5 protein-coding genes are annotated in these 15,275 nt (G+C 67.2%); 3 read left to right on the forward strand and 2 right to left on the reverse strand.

The features are described 5' to 3' along the window. Window positions 1-480: 480 nt before the first annotated feature. Window positions 481-6,555: a polymorphic toxin-type HINT domain-containing protein gene (locus DBP14_RS08865; protein ID WP_241740846.1), complete on the reverse strand. Its 6,075-nt coding sequence runs from the start codon at window positions 6,553-6,555 to the stop codon at window positions 481-483. A 19-nt stretch (window positions 6,556-6,574) separates the two neighbouring features. On the opposite strand from DBP14_RS08865, the gene DBP14_RS36735 reads away from it, so the two are divergent. After that, entirely contained in the window at window positions 6,575-6,886 is a 312-nt protein-coding gene (locus tag DBP14_RS36735) for a hypothetical protein (protein WP_241740847.1), read from the forward strand. Window positions 6,887-7,593: 707 nt separating this feature from the next. Here DBP14_RS36735 and DBP14_RS08870 read toward each other — a convergent pair. After that, on the reverse strand, window positions 7,594-11,214 hold the full coding sequence (locus DBP14_RS08870) for a LamG domain-containing protein (protein WP_129306469.1): 3,621 nt from the start codon (window positions 11,212-11,214) through the stop codon (window positions 7,594-7,596). Window positions 11,215-11,533: 319 nt separating this feature from the next. Here DBP14_RS08870 and DBP14_RS08875 point away from each other — a divergent pair, with 319 nt between their 5' ends. Together DBP14_RS08875 and DBP14_RS08880 are read left to right on the forward strand one after the other, a co-directional pair. Beyond that, a complete protein-coding gene (locus DBP14_RS08875; RefSeq protein WP_129306470.1) occupies window positions 11,534-13,399 on the forward strand; it encodes an ABC transporter ATP-binding protein in 1,866 nt (621 codons plus the stop codon). Further along, entirely contained in the window at window positions 13,396-15,258 is a 1,863-nt protein-coding gene (locus tag DBP14_RS08880) for an ABC transporter ATP-binding protein (protein ID WP_129306471.1), read from the forward strand. The genes DBP14_RS08875 and DBP14_RS08880 overlap by 4 nt, the downstream gene beginning before the upstream one ends. Window positions 15,259-15,275 lie beyond the last annotated feature (17 nt).

Raw genomic sequence — 15,275 nt, forward strand, 5'->3', positions numbered from 1 at the left:
AACGAGAAGACGGAATTCAGGCCCGGTTCCGCGATGAACCAAGAAACCCGAATAGACCATCATTAACCATTCCCCTCACCCGCAAGCAGGGCCCGGAGACGCCTAACCTCTTCCACGAGGCGCGGCACAGCCTCCCGCGCCATTACAATGAAGGCTGCGTTCTCATCCCAGCGTTCGTCGCCAGAATCGACGTATCGCGGATGCTGAACCAAAGTTGCGGCAATTATGTCTCGATGATCAAAATTCGGCCACCTCTCGGCAGCGCCAGTGTCGGGAGCCGTGCTCACCGCCACAAGATTCATGGCGGAGTCATCGTCCAAGGTCCTAACGAACCAAGGCGCCGGAGTGGCCGCAGAGCACAACTCCTCGATATCCTCGAGTTCATCTTCACGCATGTGGCCACCTTCTACCAGCCCGTTTACCCGGTCTGGGGTGCCCCGCAAGCTAGCAAGCGCGGGGCACCCCAAACAACATGATCAACTAATATCGCTCGCTCGAATATCCGAGTCTTTCGATATTCTTATAGAATCTCTTGTCGTTTGTAATGATCGGCAATCCATCCTGTATCGCCGAATGCAAGACCGAAGCATCGTCGTCGGCAATCATCGGATTGAATGACTTACCCTTCCACATGCCCCTGAGGCGAGCCTGGAGCGAAGCAACGCCTTCGCTGGTGGAAGCCGGTCCCATGCGTCCTCCCCGCTCCGACAACCAGCTACCAATGGCATCTGCCGAGTGTCCACCTTCGAGTAGTTCGCGATGAGCAGTCGGCGAAAGCACCGGGGCACGCCCCGCCAAGGCGGCATCTACTTCAGCGGTCCTTGCGCCCGAGAGGGCATCCGTCACCGCATTCGTGTCGACTGCCACCTCGCCGCAATTGTGAACCAGGACCGGCGTGGCCCCCGCCAGCACATAGTACGTGTGGAGGGTGTCAACGGTCAGGTTGTACATGTCACGGTCGCCGGGGCGGACCGTGACTGCGGCGACGCGTACATGGTGGTTGGTGGCGGTGTTGAGGGCGTGGCCAGGCTGGAGTTGGCCGGCGGGGACCCAGGTATGGAGGGTGTCGTCCCAGAAGGGGTGTTTGGCGTTGGTGTGGACGGTGGCGGTGGTCCCGTCCGTGCGGCGGATGCGGAGGTCTATGAGGTCGTAGTCATGGTTGACGTGGGTCGCGGTGACGGTGTGCGGGTTCCTGTGCTTGCCGGTGGCGGGGTCAGCGGCTTCTACCTTGTCGCCGGGTTTGATCTCGGCGATCGGTTTCGTCTTGCCGTGATCCATGAGGACCGGGGTGTCCGGGGTGAAGCTGCACCCGGTGCCCTCGGGCTCACCATGGCGTGCCGTTTTGCCCGCGTCGGCAACGTCGCCGGCCGCGTCCTCGACCGCCTCGCCTGCTTCCTCGGCTCGCTTCAGCTTCTTCAGCTTGAGCAGCTTGAGAGCTTTGAAGTACTTGGTGGGGAGCGGCAGGTCCGTCGCGGCCCAGCCGCAATGGGAATTCAGGCCGGGATTACCGGCGCATGCCTTCCACTCGCCGATGTCCGGGACGACCATCTTGATGGCCAGCGTGAGGGCCGTTACGGGGTAGTGGTTGTACGTGACCTTCGTGCCGACAGTTGGCTGGTCGCTGCCCCGCTTGACGATGCTGTGGACTCGGTTCTGCGAGTCGTAGAGGTAGTGGTCGTTCTCCCAGTGATAGCCCCAGGTTCCGTCGCTGTTCGGGCTAAACCAGTCCCGGTAGGTGTCGGTGCCGTCTGTACATCCCCTGTCGCAGGTGGAGACCGGCTTGAGTCCCGTGGGGTCGCTGGCGGTGGTGGGGTTGTTGGCGGCGTAGCTGTAGCCGTTGAGGCTTTGGACGTCGTTCGGGGAGAGGAGTGGGTCGGTGCTGAGGAATTGACCGATGGTGGGGTCGTATTCGCGGGCGCCGATGTGGGTGAGGCCGGTGTTTGTGTCGCGGGTTTTGCCGAGGAAGCCCTTGTCGTCGGGCCATGGGCCGTAGGCGGGCGTGCCTCGGTCGGCGCCGAAGGGGGTGGTGTAGCGCTTGGTGTAGGTCTGGGCGGTGTCGGGGGTGAGGGCGAGGCTGGAGGTGCCGTGCCGGTCGCCCGTGAGGAAGGTGAGCTTCTCGTGGCCGGTCTGGTTGGAGCGCATGGCCGCGGTGATGCCGGCGGCGGAGTAGTAGCGCTGGGCCCAGGTGGTGCCGTCGGCGCGGAGGTGGAGTTCGGTTGCGCCGTCGTAGAGGACGCGTTCGCCGTCCTGGGTGGAGCGGATCAGCAGGTTGCCGCCCGCGTCGTAGATGTAGTCGGTCGAGGTGCCGGCTTCAGTGAGCTTGGTCAGCTTGCCTTCGGGCGACCAGATGAGTTCTTGTCCGGCGGAGCTTCCGGGACGTGTCTTGGTGTTGCCCGTGGCGTAGTAGCTGTACGAGCGCTCGGGGCTGGTGCAGTCGCTCTTGGTGGTGGTGCCGGTGAGGGTGTGGGGCTGGGTGGTGCTGGTGTAGCAGTAGGTGGTGTGTTTGTCGCCGGTGCCGGTGTGGGCGGTTTCGGTGAGGCGTTGTCCGGCGGTGTTGTAGGTGTAGCTGGTCCAGTACGGGGCCGGGCCGGTCAGGGTGGCGGTGTCGCGGGTGTCGGTACAGTTCTGGGATGCGGGGGTCCAGGCTTCGGTGAGGCGCTGGTGGGCGTCGTAGGTGAAGCACTGGGTGTCGGCGCTGGTGTGGCCGCCGAGGGTGGTGGGGTCGTTGATCTCGGTGACGTTGCCGGTCTGGTCGTAGGTGTAGTTGAGGTCCTGCAGCATGTACGGGTGGGTCTGGTCCGTGACATGGCTGCGGGCCAGGCGGCCGGTGCCTGCTTCGTAGGTGTTGGTGACGTAGACGTCCTTGGTGCCCTCACCTCCGGTGCCCGAGGTGAGCTGTTCGGGCTGGCCGAGGGCGGAGTAGGTCGCATTCCGCAGGTAGCCGGGCATCGAGGTCAGATCACCCAGGTCGTCGTACCGGAACTCGATGATCTCCGACTCAAGGCCGCCGAGTGCGGGTTCCTTCTCGTACTGCTGAGTGCCGTCGATGTTGTAGTACGTCTCGTGCGCCAGTGTGGACGGCACGCCCGCCTTGACGAACGGGTCACTGTCCGGCAGACGCAGCTCGGTCGCGGTGGGCCGGCCCAGGGTGTCGTACTGGGTGATCTCCCGGGTGTAGGCGGCCCCGGTCTTGCCGCCGACGTAGCGGGTGGACGTGGTGGGTAGGCCCTTGAGGACCGTGTCGTAGGTGTAGGCGGTCTGCTGGTTGGCGTCCGTCTTCGAACCCGTCCAGGTGCCCGTGGGCCGGCCGAGTTCGTCGTAGGCGGTCAGGAGCGACGTGCCACGGGAGTCGGTGGTCTTGGTGACCTGGTCGAGCGCGTTGTACTCGGCGGTCGCCTTGCCCTTGTCGGGGTCGTCGGCGCTGGTCTGCCGACCGAACAGGTCATATCCGTAGGACCACTTCGCGCCGTCCGGGCCGGTGACCGACGCCTGCTTGCCGTCGGGCGCGTACGTGAACTTCACCGACGTGTACGAGGCCCCGGGGCCGGTGCCGAACGCAGTGTCCGCCGGACTCACCGACGCGTATTCGCGCGTCTCCGTAGCCTGGCCCCGCACGTCGGTGATCGTCCGCTTGGCCGAGCCGCCGTCCAGGGCTGTGGTGGCCGTGGAGTCACCGGTGTAGCTGGTGGTCGTGGACCACTTCTTCACCCCGAACACGTACAGAGTGCTGGACGTGGCACGGCCCGCCCCGTCGAACACGGTCTCCGTCTGTCTCGGGGCCTCACCGGAACTGACACGGGTGTAGGTGCCGTTCGGTGTACTGGTGGTGTCGAAGATGTCCGCGTGCGTCTCGTACGCCAGACCGCGAGTGTCGTACCGCCTGTCGGTCAGCAGACGGCCGCCCTGCGGGGTCGGCGACTGCGTCTGTATCGGGCGCAGGAGCGAGTCGTACAGCGCGTAGCCGGTGTTGTAGGTGACGCCGTCCTTCTTCAGTGTCGAGGTCGACACCCAGGACGGTTTGGTGTTGCCCGGGTGGTAGGTGAAAATCTCGCTGGCCGCGTCGCCGGCGCCTCGGCTCCGGTCTGGTGTCCAGACCGCTGTGAGGCGCCCCAGAGCGTCGTAAGAGTTTTCGGTCTTCTTCAGATTGATGTCGTAGCTGCGCAGGGCCAAGCCGCGCCGCGGATCGAGGAAATTGACCGACCGGTAGCCCTTGGCGTCGGTGGAGATGGTCTTGGTCAGCGGGCCCGCGTCGACCGGTGTGTACGCGATGGATGTAGTGTGACCCGCCGCATTCGTCTCCGACAGGAGGCGGCCGAGCGGATCGTACGAGGCATTGGCTACCGTCTGCCACCCTGTCGGCAGGCGCTCACCCGCGGTGTCCGCCGTGACCGCGTATCCGGTGACCCGGCCCATCCAAGTGAGCTCGTCCTTGGTCGGTTTCTGCGCCGCTGACCATCCCGCGGCCTTCGGGTTGTCGAAGACAGCGGCCACGTCCAACAGGACGTCACCGCGAGTGCTGGAAGACGCGGGAAGGCCGAGTTTGCTGTCGGTCACCGTGCACGGCTGTGCGACTGTCCGCTTACGGGAGACGAGGCTGGTGATGCCGAGGCCGGAGTTGCGGGCGTACCAGGTGCGGGTGCAGGTCTCGTCGCCGCCCTTGCCGACCTGCCCGTAGTCGTCGGACGAGGTGACCATGCCGAGGGTGTCGTAGTGCTGGTTGGTGGCCCGGCTGCGCCAGGTCTTCGAACCGGTCAGGTAGGTGCTGGTGTACGTCGTGGTCGGGCGGACCCACAGCGCGAGCCGGCCGGCCGCGTCCGGGACCGTCTGTACGGCCGTCTGCCGGTAGGTGTAGTTGTTGAAGGTGCTGGCGATGGGCTGGTTGCCGTTGTAGGTGACCTGCTGGCGCAGCACACCTTTGTAGCGGTCGCGGTCGACGGCGGGGCCGAAGTCGACGTCCGTGTCCAACAGCGGGGCCACGCTCACCGACTTGGTGGTGCCGTCCTTCTTCTTGTCGCCGTCCATGCCCTGCATGTACAGAGAGACCGTCTTGGAGCGGGTCACCGCGGTCGCACCGGTCCAGGCGGTGACCTTCTGGTAGCCGCGCCAGTCCGACCAGGTCCGCTCGTCCTTCGGGGTGAACGGGTCGTCGCTGTAGTGCCAGGCCGCGCCGCTGTAGTCATATGCGTACTCGACCGCGTCATTGCCCGCCGCCTGATCGGCGACGTCGACGGCCAGCACCCGGTACTTGTTGAACCAGTCGATCGCCGCGTCTTCGGCGCCGTTGATGTGCCAGAACTGCGGATAGCACGAACGGGCGTTTGAGTCCGGGGCCGCGTCCAGAACCTTGCTGCGCGTGCACTCCGGCGACGACAGGGTCACCGTCGTGATCGCACCGGTCTCCGAGGTGACCGTGGAGATCCTCGGGCGGGTCAGCGGCAGGATGTCGTCCGTAGCGTCGACCCGGTTCGGGCGCATCTGATACGTGAAGGACACCGGGTCCAGTACGACGCTCTTCTCACCGGCCTTCCCGGTGTGTTTGATCGACGTCAGCGTCAGTACCTGGTCGGAACTGTCACCGATGTCCCCACCATCGAGATACCGCTGGGTCAGGACCCAGGAGTCCACCGGATCATAGGCAGCCGTGGCGGCGTTGTACGAGTAGGTATTGATCCCCGTCAGACGCTTACGAGAAAAGAACGAGGGGGTCTCGGCACGGCAGTCAGTGTCGTCCTTGGAGCAGATCGCGTCGAACGGCACGTCCGGCCAGTTGTCCGCCGTGTCCTTCGTCAGACTGGAACAGTCCGAGGCCGTGCACCGCTCGGCGTGGTCGAAGGTGACCTTCGCATCCGCCTTGTCCGTGAACAATGCGCCCTTGCGCAGCCCGTACTCGATCCGGGTCAGATACCCGCCCCGCGTGTACGAGGCGCTCGCCTTGGCCGCCTTGTTCTTCTTGTAGTAGTTCGACTCCTTCGTGTACCAGTACGTGGCCGCGTTCCCGCGGGTGTCCTCGACATAGTCCAGGTTCCACCGCCATGCCTGCGTCAGGGACCGGTCCGCGAAGGTGTCGCCCTTGGAATAGCCGGGCTCGCCGGAGTCGTCGCCGAACACCGGGACGGTCCACACCGAGTTGGTGCGCTGCGTGGTCGCGCCGTCCAGCTTGTCCAGACCGAACACGTACTTCGTGCCGTCCCCGGTGATGACGGTCCAGTACTCGCCGTCGTCGTCGCCGTTGTCCGCGCCCGTGGACCGCGTCACAGTTGATGCGTCGTCATCGGCGAGGTGCCACGTGCCGGTCTTGTCGTCCTTGATCAGCTGGGTGGAACTGCCGTTCAGGACCAGACTGGCGTTGTCGTACTTCCAGCACTGATCGAAGACATCCGCGTGACCGTCGTCGTCACACGAGCCGTAACTGCGCTCGATGTAGGACTCCGTGAGACCGAAGCCCTCACCGACGGACGTGCCCTGATTGTTGGTCGTCGCCGTCTGGCCGTCAATGCTGCCGGAGTCGTACGACAACCCCAGCGACGGCGTCGGGCCGGCTGCAGCCGGCGGCATGGTGAACCCGTAGGACCAGGTGAACGAACCCGAGTTACCACCCGCCTGCCACGACGACGACGGCGACAAGGGAGTTGCCGAGAAGTCCCCGGAACCGTTGGCCGACTCGCCTGAACCCGAGCCGGACGCGGTGACCGCGAGAACCGTCACAGCCTCGTTGGAGGAACCGAACGACCTTGTCAGGCGCGTCGACGGGCCACCGTTTGAGGTGTCGGCCAAGTGGACCCTGGCCGACACCGACTGGTGTTCCATGTCATTGCCAGAGGCCAGCGGAGTTTGCTTGCGGCAGCGTGCCTTCTCGGGCGTGGTCAGCGCACATGCCGGAAGCTGAACCAGGCGCAGCCGCTGCGACCAGCCGCCCCCGACTGCCGACGCGAAACCGCTGTAGTCAACACTCACGTCTGCCGCGCCCGGCCGGTCGGCCGAGGCGGTCAGCAGCACACCCGTGATGCCCGCCCTGCGGGCGACCTTCTGATCCAGCACGCTGATCCGCGCCGTCCCTGCCGCCGAAGCCTCCCGCTTCGCAACGGTCCCGGACAACGGGCTCATCGCCATCGGGAGACCGCCCGGCGAAGCCTTGCCCACCCGGCCCGGCTTCAGACCGACCGCGACTTCGCCGTGCTTGGGCCAGCCGGCCCTCCGTTCCGCCCGAGCCCGCCGCGCCTGAGCCGCGTTGGTCCTCTCGTCCTGGGCGACCCTCTGCCGCGCGTTCTTCGCACCCGGACCCTCGAACGCCTTCACCTTGCTCACCGGGGTCCCCGGTACATCCGGTCGCCCCAGACCGTCCGGCGACTGCGCGTGCGCCGCCTGCGCCAGGCCTAGGGGCACCACCAGAGCCAACGCCAGCGACTGCACCAGCAGCCGACGCCGTCTGTCTCGCAACACGCCAATGCGGGACTTTGTTGTGCCTATGCCAAAGACCATGCCCTGCGCTCCGCCCAGTCCCAAAAGAAAGGTCAGCAATTTCGTGCGTGAACGGTCTGCCTGATCTTCACGGATAGAAGGCGGCGTCGTCTCGACTGCCGCTACGTCCGAGTGTCAGTCGCCCACGGTTTCCTCGACCTGGTCAATGCCGGCCATGGCGCCGGCCCACAGACGCACGTCCCAGACCCTGGCCGGCACGTAGTGCTGCCAGGCACCGTTGGTGAAGCCCTTGCCAACGGCGAAGTCGCCGCTGCCGAGCTTGACTGTGAACGCCTGCGCGTCGCCGTCCTGATGGTGACCGAGATACAGACTGATCTTCCCGTTCAGGGAGTTGTAGATGCCAGTCAGGCGCACGGGGCTGTCCAGTACCGCTGTCCCCGCAGAAGCTACCGCGGACAGGGTTCCGTCGTCGTTCAGACGACCGAACTGCCACTTACCGATAGGGACCGTGCGTTCCTCGCCGGTGACGTCATCAAGAAAGGACTCTTTCCCAGTCAATTTGTACCACAGCCCCCATGACGACCCGTCCGCTGTGCGCTGACCCAACACCTGTCCTATATAGCCGACGTCTTTGGACAGGAGTTTCGCCGAGTCCAGTTGCACCAGTGTTGTGACGGTGAACGAGGCGTGCTCCGACACCAGCGGGCCGCTCGTGCTCGCCGTACCGTCGTTGCCGTCGAACAGCATGGCGCCATCGTCCAGCGTGGAGCCGCCGGTCAGTGTCAAGTTCTTGCCGTAGCCAGAAGTGGTGTCGGGAACCGTGGTGCCACTGCCCTGGTCTGGGCTCCAGTCAGCCACCAGTTCCACACCCGCGAATGAGTCGGAACTGAACAGCTGAGCCTCACGCGCGATCTCTTCGGGTGTCAGAACACGTTGCCAGACCGCCACCTCGTCGATCGAGCCTGGGAAGTAGTTCGTGTAGCTGCTGGTGCCGGTCTGGGTGCGCCCGAACTGGAGAGGCTCGGTCGACGGCCATGAGCCTTCCGTCGTGACAGCTTTGTACTGCAATCGGCCATCGACGTAGAACTTCAACTGCTTCGTGGCCGGATCATACGAACCCGCAAGAAATGTCCACACACCTGTTTGCGCCGGGAAGACGGCGGGCGTCCCCCAGTAGCCGCTGCCGTCGGCCTTGCGAATGCCGAAGTACCAGTTCTTCAGAGCGCCCGAATACCAGAACGCGAACGGATCGCCGTCGGGTCCCCGCTGAGACAAGACGGTCGCATAGCCAGCCTTCTTTTCCAGCCTCACCCACGCCGACAGCGTGAACGCCGACCGGGTCTCCAGTACTGGCGCCCCGGTCTGGGCATACCCGGTGGTCCCGTTCAGGGAGAGACCCCGATCAGTGACCGGCGTTCCCAGAGGGAGCCCCTGGGAATCGTGGGTGATCAGCCCACGCCGGCCCCGGTCGTCCCGTACAGCGCCGCCTCCCAGCGTGGCGTCGTGCCTGTCGCCGGCGGTTGCCGAATCCACAGCAACACCACTGGACTCGCCGAAATGCCATCGGCCTACCGGCCCTTGACCCGCCGCAACCAGGAAATCCACCACGCTCTGCGTACCCGGACGACCCAAGCCAACGTCATCCACAGCCAGTACGTACAGCCTGTGCGTACCCGCCACCTGCGGAGTGATCACGACATTCACTGTCGAACCCTTGAGCGTGGACCAGGCCGCGCCATCGGTCAGCTTGTACTTGTAGGCAACGACGTTTCCATCTCCGGCCGCCGCCTTGAACGTGAACGTCCCCGCCACACCCGGCCCACCGTGCGGCGCGCACGCATTGGTCGTACACTCCGTGTATGGAGCACCGAAAGTCACTTGAGGTGCTTTGGGCGCGCTCGCATCTATCTTGAAGTAGCACCAGCCGTTGACAGTCTCGCTGGACGGCCCCTCCAAGTAGCTCTTGGCGCCGTTGTAGTATGACAGCACCCACGCGCGGTACCGGTACAGCTTTCCCTCGGTGAGCGCCGACCACGTCAGGGTCCGGTTGGAGCCGTCACCGACATAGCCGGTCGAAGGACTCGTGTCCCCGCCGGACTCCGCGGCGTCCGCCCAGGTCGTGCCCGACTTGACATCGACGTCGAAGTACATCCGCAGCTGGGCGTCCTTCTCCCCGCCCGGCTTCGTCTGCGTCGTAGCCATCAGCTGCGGCCTCACCGTGTCCACGATCTGAGGATCCGACTCGTGGTGCTCGCACACCGGCTTCTTGTTCACGTTCAGGCCGACCCCGGTCGCCTTGTCCGGCAGACCAACGAACGTGACCGCGAGGACCGCGTCGTTCCTGAACCGCTTCCACGCCGAGGTGTCCGACTCGTCATGCGCACGCAGCTCCAGCGTCAGGCGGGAGAACTTGCCCGCCGCGAAGTCGGCCACCGTCGGCGTCAGGTTCTCGTTCGGCTCCTTGGCGCTGTCGTTGAACTCGATCGGCGCCTTCGGCGAGTCCGGGTCGCACAGCGAGCCGCGACCGGCCGACACATACCGGTCCACCATCCAGTCCAGCTCCTTCGGCCGCGACGACCACGTCGTGGACGAGGAGATGTTGTTCGTCCGCACCAAATCCACCCAGCGCGGATCACACTGGAACGCCCACGGCTCCGTCACCCGGAACGTGGCATCCAGCACCTTCTTCCCCTTCAGACTCGACGGGGAGAACTCGAAATACAGCTTCTGCACATACCCCGGCCCGCAGTAGTAGCCGCTCCAGGACCCGCACTTGCCCGCGCCCTTGCCCTGGTCGTCGTCGCCGTTGCCCCACCCGTAGGACTCATAGCCGTCACTGCGCAACAAGGTGCGCTCCGACTCGCCCCACGTCACCGTCGGGTCGATGAACACCGGGAACGCCGATGCATCCGTCGAGTCGAGCATCCGCGCGTCCGGGACCACGGTCAGCGAGTTCTTGCCGACCTCCACGTCCATCCGGGCCACCGTGTCGCCCTGGCCGGGTTCCACACCCTCGTCCGCCAACGCCGCCCCCGTCGCCGACGTACCGGACGGTCCGGAACCATTCGTACCAACAGCCTCGGTCCGCATCAGTTTTGTCTGTGTCCCCGTCGCCTGGCCGGCCGAGTCCCACATCCGGGCCGGCGGGGCCTTGAACACCGTCTGCCCACTGGCATCCACCGCCACCAGGTTCCCCGACGGGCCCTCACGCACCTGAAGCCCGTCCGCCTTCAGCCCGAACGTCAGCTTCTTCAGCTGATCGTTCGCCGCCGCCTCGGCCGTCTTCACCACGAACACCGGCTGGAAACTCTCCGGCGTCGCGTTCAGCTGAAGATCCACGCCCGGCAGGACATCCGGGTACAGAGCGCTCGTGCCGTCCAGCGTGGGAGCCGGCAGGCTGCCCGGCCAGGACAGCTCCATAGACCGGCCCCGATCGGTGATCCTCGCCAGCGGCGTCCTGTCCCCGCCACCGGAGAACGTCATCCCCACGGCTGCGGCCTTCGGCGCCACCGACCCGTCGGACCGCCTAACCAGCGTGGCATCAGGCGCCTGCCAGCCACCCCCCGCCGTCCCCACCCGGACCGGGACAGCCGACTCCTGCAACGTGAACGAATAGCCGTCCGGGTTGGCGAACACCGTCGTCCGGTCCGTGCGCTGACTCATCACCTCGACCTGATGACCGGACTGCCGCGCATCCGCCAACGCCTGCTGCCCCTCCGACAACGGCGCCGGATCCGACTCGCCCAGCGCCGCAGACGCCTGCTGCGCGGGCAGCGACAACACGGCCGCGAACACGGCGAAGGCGGCAACCGAAGCCCTCAGACCCCGACGCCGCCCAGATCTGCCAAAACCGGCCGAACCACGTCTTCCCCACCCTGCCCACACAGAACCCAACCCCCCACAACACAAGATCTACATGGCGCCAGCATTAAAACTTCCTTAAGAAGACCCGTTCAAGAGTGATTTTCGGACTACAAGGTGTGACCAGGGCATCGGAGCCCTCAGAAGAAGGTCGTACGACCGGTCGAACGTGCTGGTCGTAGGACCAGCGACCGAGCCGGGTCCGGCCAAAACTCGGTGGGCGTTGTCAGTGGCGGTCCGTACGCTCGCGATGATGGCCACGACAGACGCACCCACCCAGAAGCGGTCCGCCGTACGCACCCTGCTGCGGCTGTGGCCGTATGTCCGGCCCGTGCGGGCGCGGCTGTTCGGCGCCGCGTTCGTCGCGGTCGTCGCCTCCTGCACGGGGCTGGTGATCCCGCTCGTGCTGAAGTGGATGGTCGACGGCCCCGTAGCCGACCGGGACCCGGCGGGGGTCTGGCTCGGGGCGCTGTACCTGCTGCTCCTCGGGATCGCCGAGGCGGTGCTGTTCGGGATACGGCGCTGGCTGGTCGCGAGGCCGCTGTCGCACGTCGAGGCGGAGCTGCGGGCCGACCTCTACCGGCATCTGCAGCGGCTGCCCGTGGCCTTCCACGACCGCTGGGCGTCGGGCCAGCTGCTCTCCCGGGGCACGACCGACCTGATGCTGCTGCGCCTGTTCCTCGCCTTCCCGATGACGTTCCTGCTGGTCAACGGGGTGACGATCCTGGTCGGCGTGGCCATCATGCTGGCCCAGGACTGGCTGCTCGGGCTGGTCATCCTCGGGCCCGCGATCCCGGTGATGTGGACGTGCGCGGTCTTCGAGCGCCGCTACGCGCGGGTGGCCCGGCAGGCGCAGGACCAGGTGGGCGACCTGACCACGGTGGTCGAGGAGAGCGTGCTCGGCATCCGCATCATCAAGGGCTTCGGCCGCCACCGCACCCAGGCCCGCGCCTTCCGCGCGCTGTCCGCCACCCTGCGCGGCACGGAGCTGCGCAAGGCCCGGCTGCTCGCCTCGATCTGGGGCGTCATCGTCACCCTCCCCGAGGCGGCGATCGGCGCGGCCCTCGTCCTCGGCACCGTCCAGGTGGCCGACGGCGACCTCTCGGCCGGCACCCTGGTCGCCTTCCTCAGCACCGCCCTAGCCCTCCGCTGGCCCATCGACTCCATCGGCTTCCTCCTCGCCATGACCCAGGAGGCGGCCACGGCGACGGAGCGGTACTTCGAGGTCCTGGACGAGGCCCAGGAAGACCCCGTAGCTGCGGGCAGTCGTGCCGCTGGGGCGGCACGGGTGGGCGCAGCGGCACGCCCCAGCGGGGCAAGCGAAAACCCACCCCGGGCCCGCACCAACACCGGGCAAGCCGCCGCAGGCCTCCGCTTCCACGCCGTCCAGTTCCGCTACCCCGACGCCGACCCCACCTCCACCCCCCTCCTCCACCACATCGACCTCCACATCCGCCCCGGCGAGTCCATGGCCCTCGTCGGAGCGACCGGCAGCGGCAAGACCACCCTCACCGCCCTGGTCCCCCGCCTGCACGAGACCACCGCCGGCCGCATCACCCTCAACGGAGTGGACATCACCACGATGCCGAGGGAGGAACTGCGCACCAGGGTCGCCGTGGCCTTCGAGGAACCCACCCTCTTCTCGGCCAGCGTCGGCGAGAACGTGCTGATGGGCGCCGGCGCCGAGGCCGGCCCCCGGGACCTGGACCGGGCCCTCGCCGTCGCCCAGGCGGACTTCGCGCACGCGCTCCCGCAGGGCACCGACAGCCAGGTCGGCGAACAGGGCCTCAGCCTCTCCGGCGGCCAGCGCCAGCGCCTCGCGCTGGCCCGCGCGGTCGTCGGCCGACCCGAGTTCCTGGTGCTGGACGACCCGCTGTCCGCGCTGGACGTGCACACGGAGGCCGCCGTGGAGGCCGCGCTGCGCCGGGTCCTCAGCGACACCACCGCACTGATCGTGGCCCACCGGCCCTCCACCGTCCTGCTGGCCGACCGGGTGGCCCTGCTGTCCGAAGGACGGATCACCGCCGTCGGCACACACCACGAACTGCTGCGTGACAACGCCGAGTACGCCCATCTCATGTCCGGCGCCGGGGCCGAGGAGGACGAGGACCACCGATGACGACGACCGCCTCCGCGCCCACCGCCACCGAGGACGAAGACCCGCGCGCCAAGCCTGCGACCGGCGCCGGCGACCCGTTCGACCGGGACGTGCTGCCCACCCCGCCGGGCGCCACCTCCGCGCTGCTCCGCTCCCTGCTCGCCCCGATGAAGGCCAGGGTCGCCCTGACCACGCTCCTGCTGCTGCTCCAGCAGGCGGCGGTGCAGGCGGGCCCGCTGCTCGTGGCGTACGCCATCGACAGCGCCGTCCCCGCGTTCCGGGACCACGACCACGGGCCGCTGATCGCGGTCGCCGTCGGCTACCTGCTGTGCGCCTGCCTGTCCGGGGGCCTGCAGTACGCGTTCATCGTGGTGTCCGCCCGCGTAAGCCAGGACGTGCTGCTGGACCTCAGGGGCCGGATCTTCCGGCACGCGCAGGCACTGAGCGTGGACTTCCACGAGCGGTACACGAGCGGCCGGCTGATCTCCCGCTCCACCACGGACGTGGAGTCGCTGCGCGAGCTCCTCGACGAGGGGCTGCAGGAGCTGGTGACGGTCATCCTGTCCTTCCTCTACATCTCCGCGATGCTGCTCTGGCTGGACCTGGGCCTCGGCGCGGTCGCGGTCGCCTCGTTCGTGCCGCTGTACCTGCTGGTGCGGATGTACCGGCGGCGCGCGGGGCGGGTGTTCGGGGCGCGGTCCACGGCGATCGCCGCGGTAATCGTGAAGTTCGTGGAGACGATGAACGGCATCCGCCCGGTGCGCGCGTTCCGCCGGGAGGCCGTGAACGACGCCGAGTTCGCGATGCTGAACCGGCGGCACGAGCGGACCAACGGCAACGCCATGCTGGAGATGGCCCGCTATGTGGTCGGCTCGCGGCTGGTGGCCACCACGGCGGTCGCCGGGATCGTGCTGTGGGGCGCCTACCGGGTGGCGTCGGGCTCGCTGGCGCTGGGTGTGCTGGCGGCCGCGGTGCTGTATCTGCGGCGGCTGTACGACCCGATCGACCGGCTCGGCATGTTCCTGAACTCCTACCAGTCGGCGGCGGCCTCCCTGGAGAAGATCGCCGGGCTGCTGGCGCAGACCCCGTCCGTACCCGAGCCGTCCCAGCCCCGGGAACTGCCCGCGACCGCGTCCGGTTTCCCGGGCCGGGAGGTCGTGTTCGACGGCGTCGGCTTTGGCTACCGCACCGGCGGCGAGGTGCTCCCCCGCTTCGACCTCACCCTGGCGGCGGGGCGGACGGTCGCGGTCGTCGGCTCCACCGGCGCCGGCAAGTCGACGCTGGCCAAGCTCCTCGCCCGGTTCTACGACCCCTCCGCCGGCCGTGTCCTGCTGGACGGCGTCGACCTGCGCGAGCTGGCGACGCCCGAACTGCGGCGCGGGGTGGTGATGGTGACGCAGGAGGCGTTCCTGTTCTCCGGCACGGTCGCCGACAACATCGCGATCGGCCGTCCCGAGGCGAGCCGGGAGGACATCGAGCGGGCGGCGAAGGCGATCGGCGCGCACGAGTTCATCAGCGCCCTGCCCGACGGCTACGACACCGACGTACGCAAGCGGGGCGGCCGTATCTCGGCCGGGCAGCGGCAACTGGTCGCGTTCGCACGGGCGTTGCTCGCCGACCCGGCCGTGCTGATCCTGGACGAGGCGACCAGCTCCCTGGACGTGCCCGGGGAACGGGCGGTGCAGCAGGCCATGTCGACGGTCCTGCGGGGCCGTACCGCCGTGGTGATCGCGCACCGGCTGTCGACCGTGGAGATCGCGGACCGGGTGCTGGTCATGGAGCACGGCCGGATCGTGGAGGACGGACGGCCGGACGAACTCATCGCCGGGACGGGCCGGTTCGCGGATCTGCACAAGGCGTGGCGCGACAGCCTGGCATAGGGCCTGAGGGGGGAGTC

Origin of the sequence: Streptomyces sp. L2, from assembly GCF_004124325.1 — a bacterium.
GTDB lineage: Bacteria > Actinomycetota > Actinomycetes > Streptomycetales > Streptomycetaceae > Streptomyces.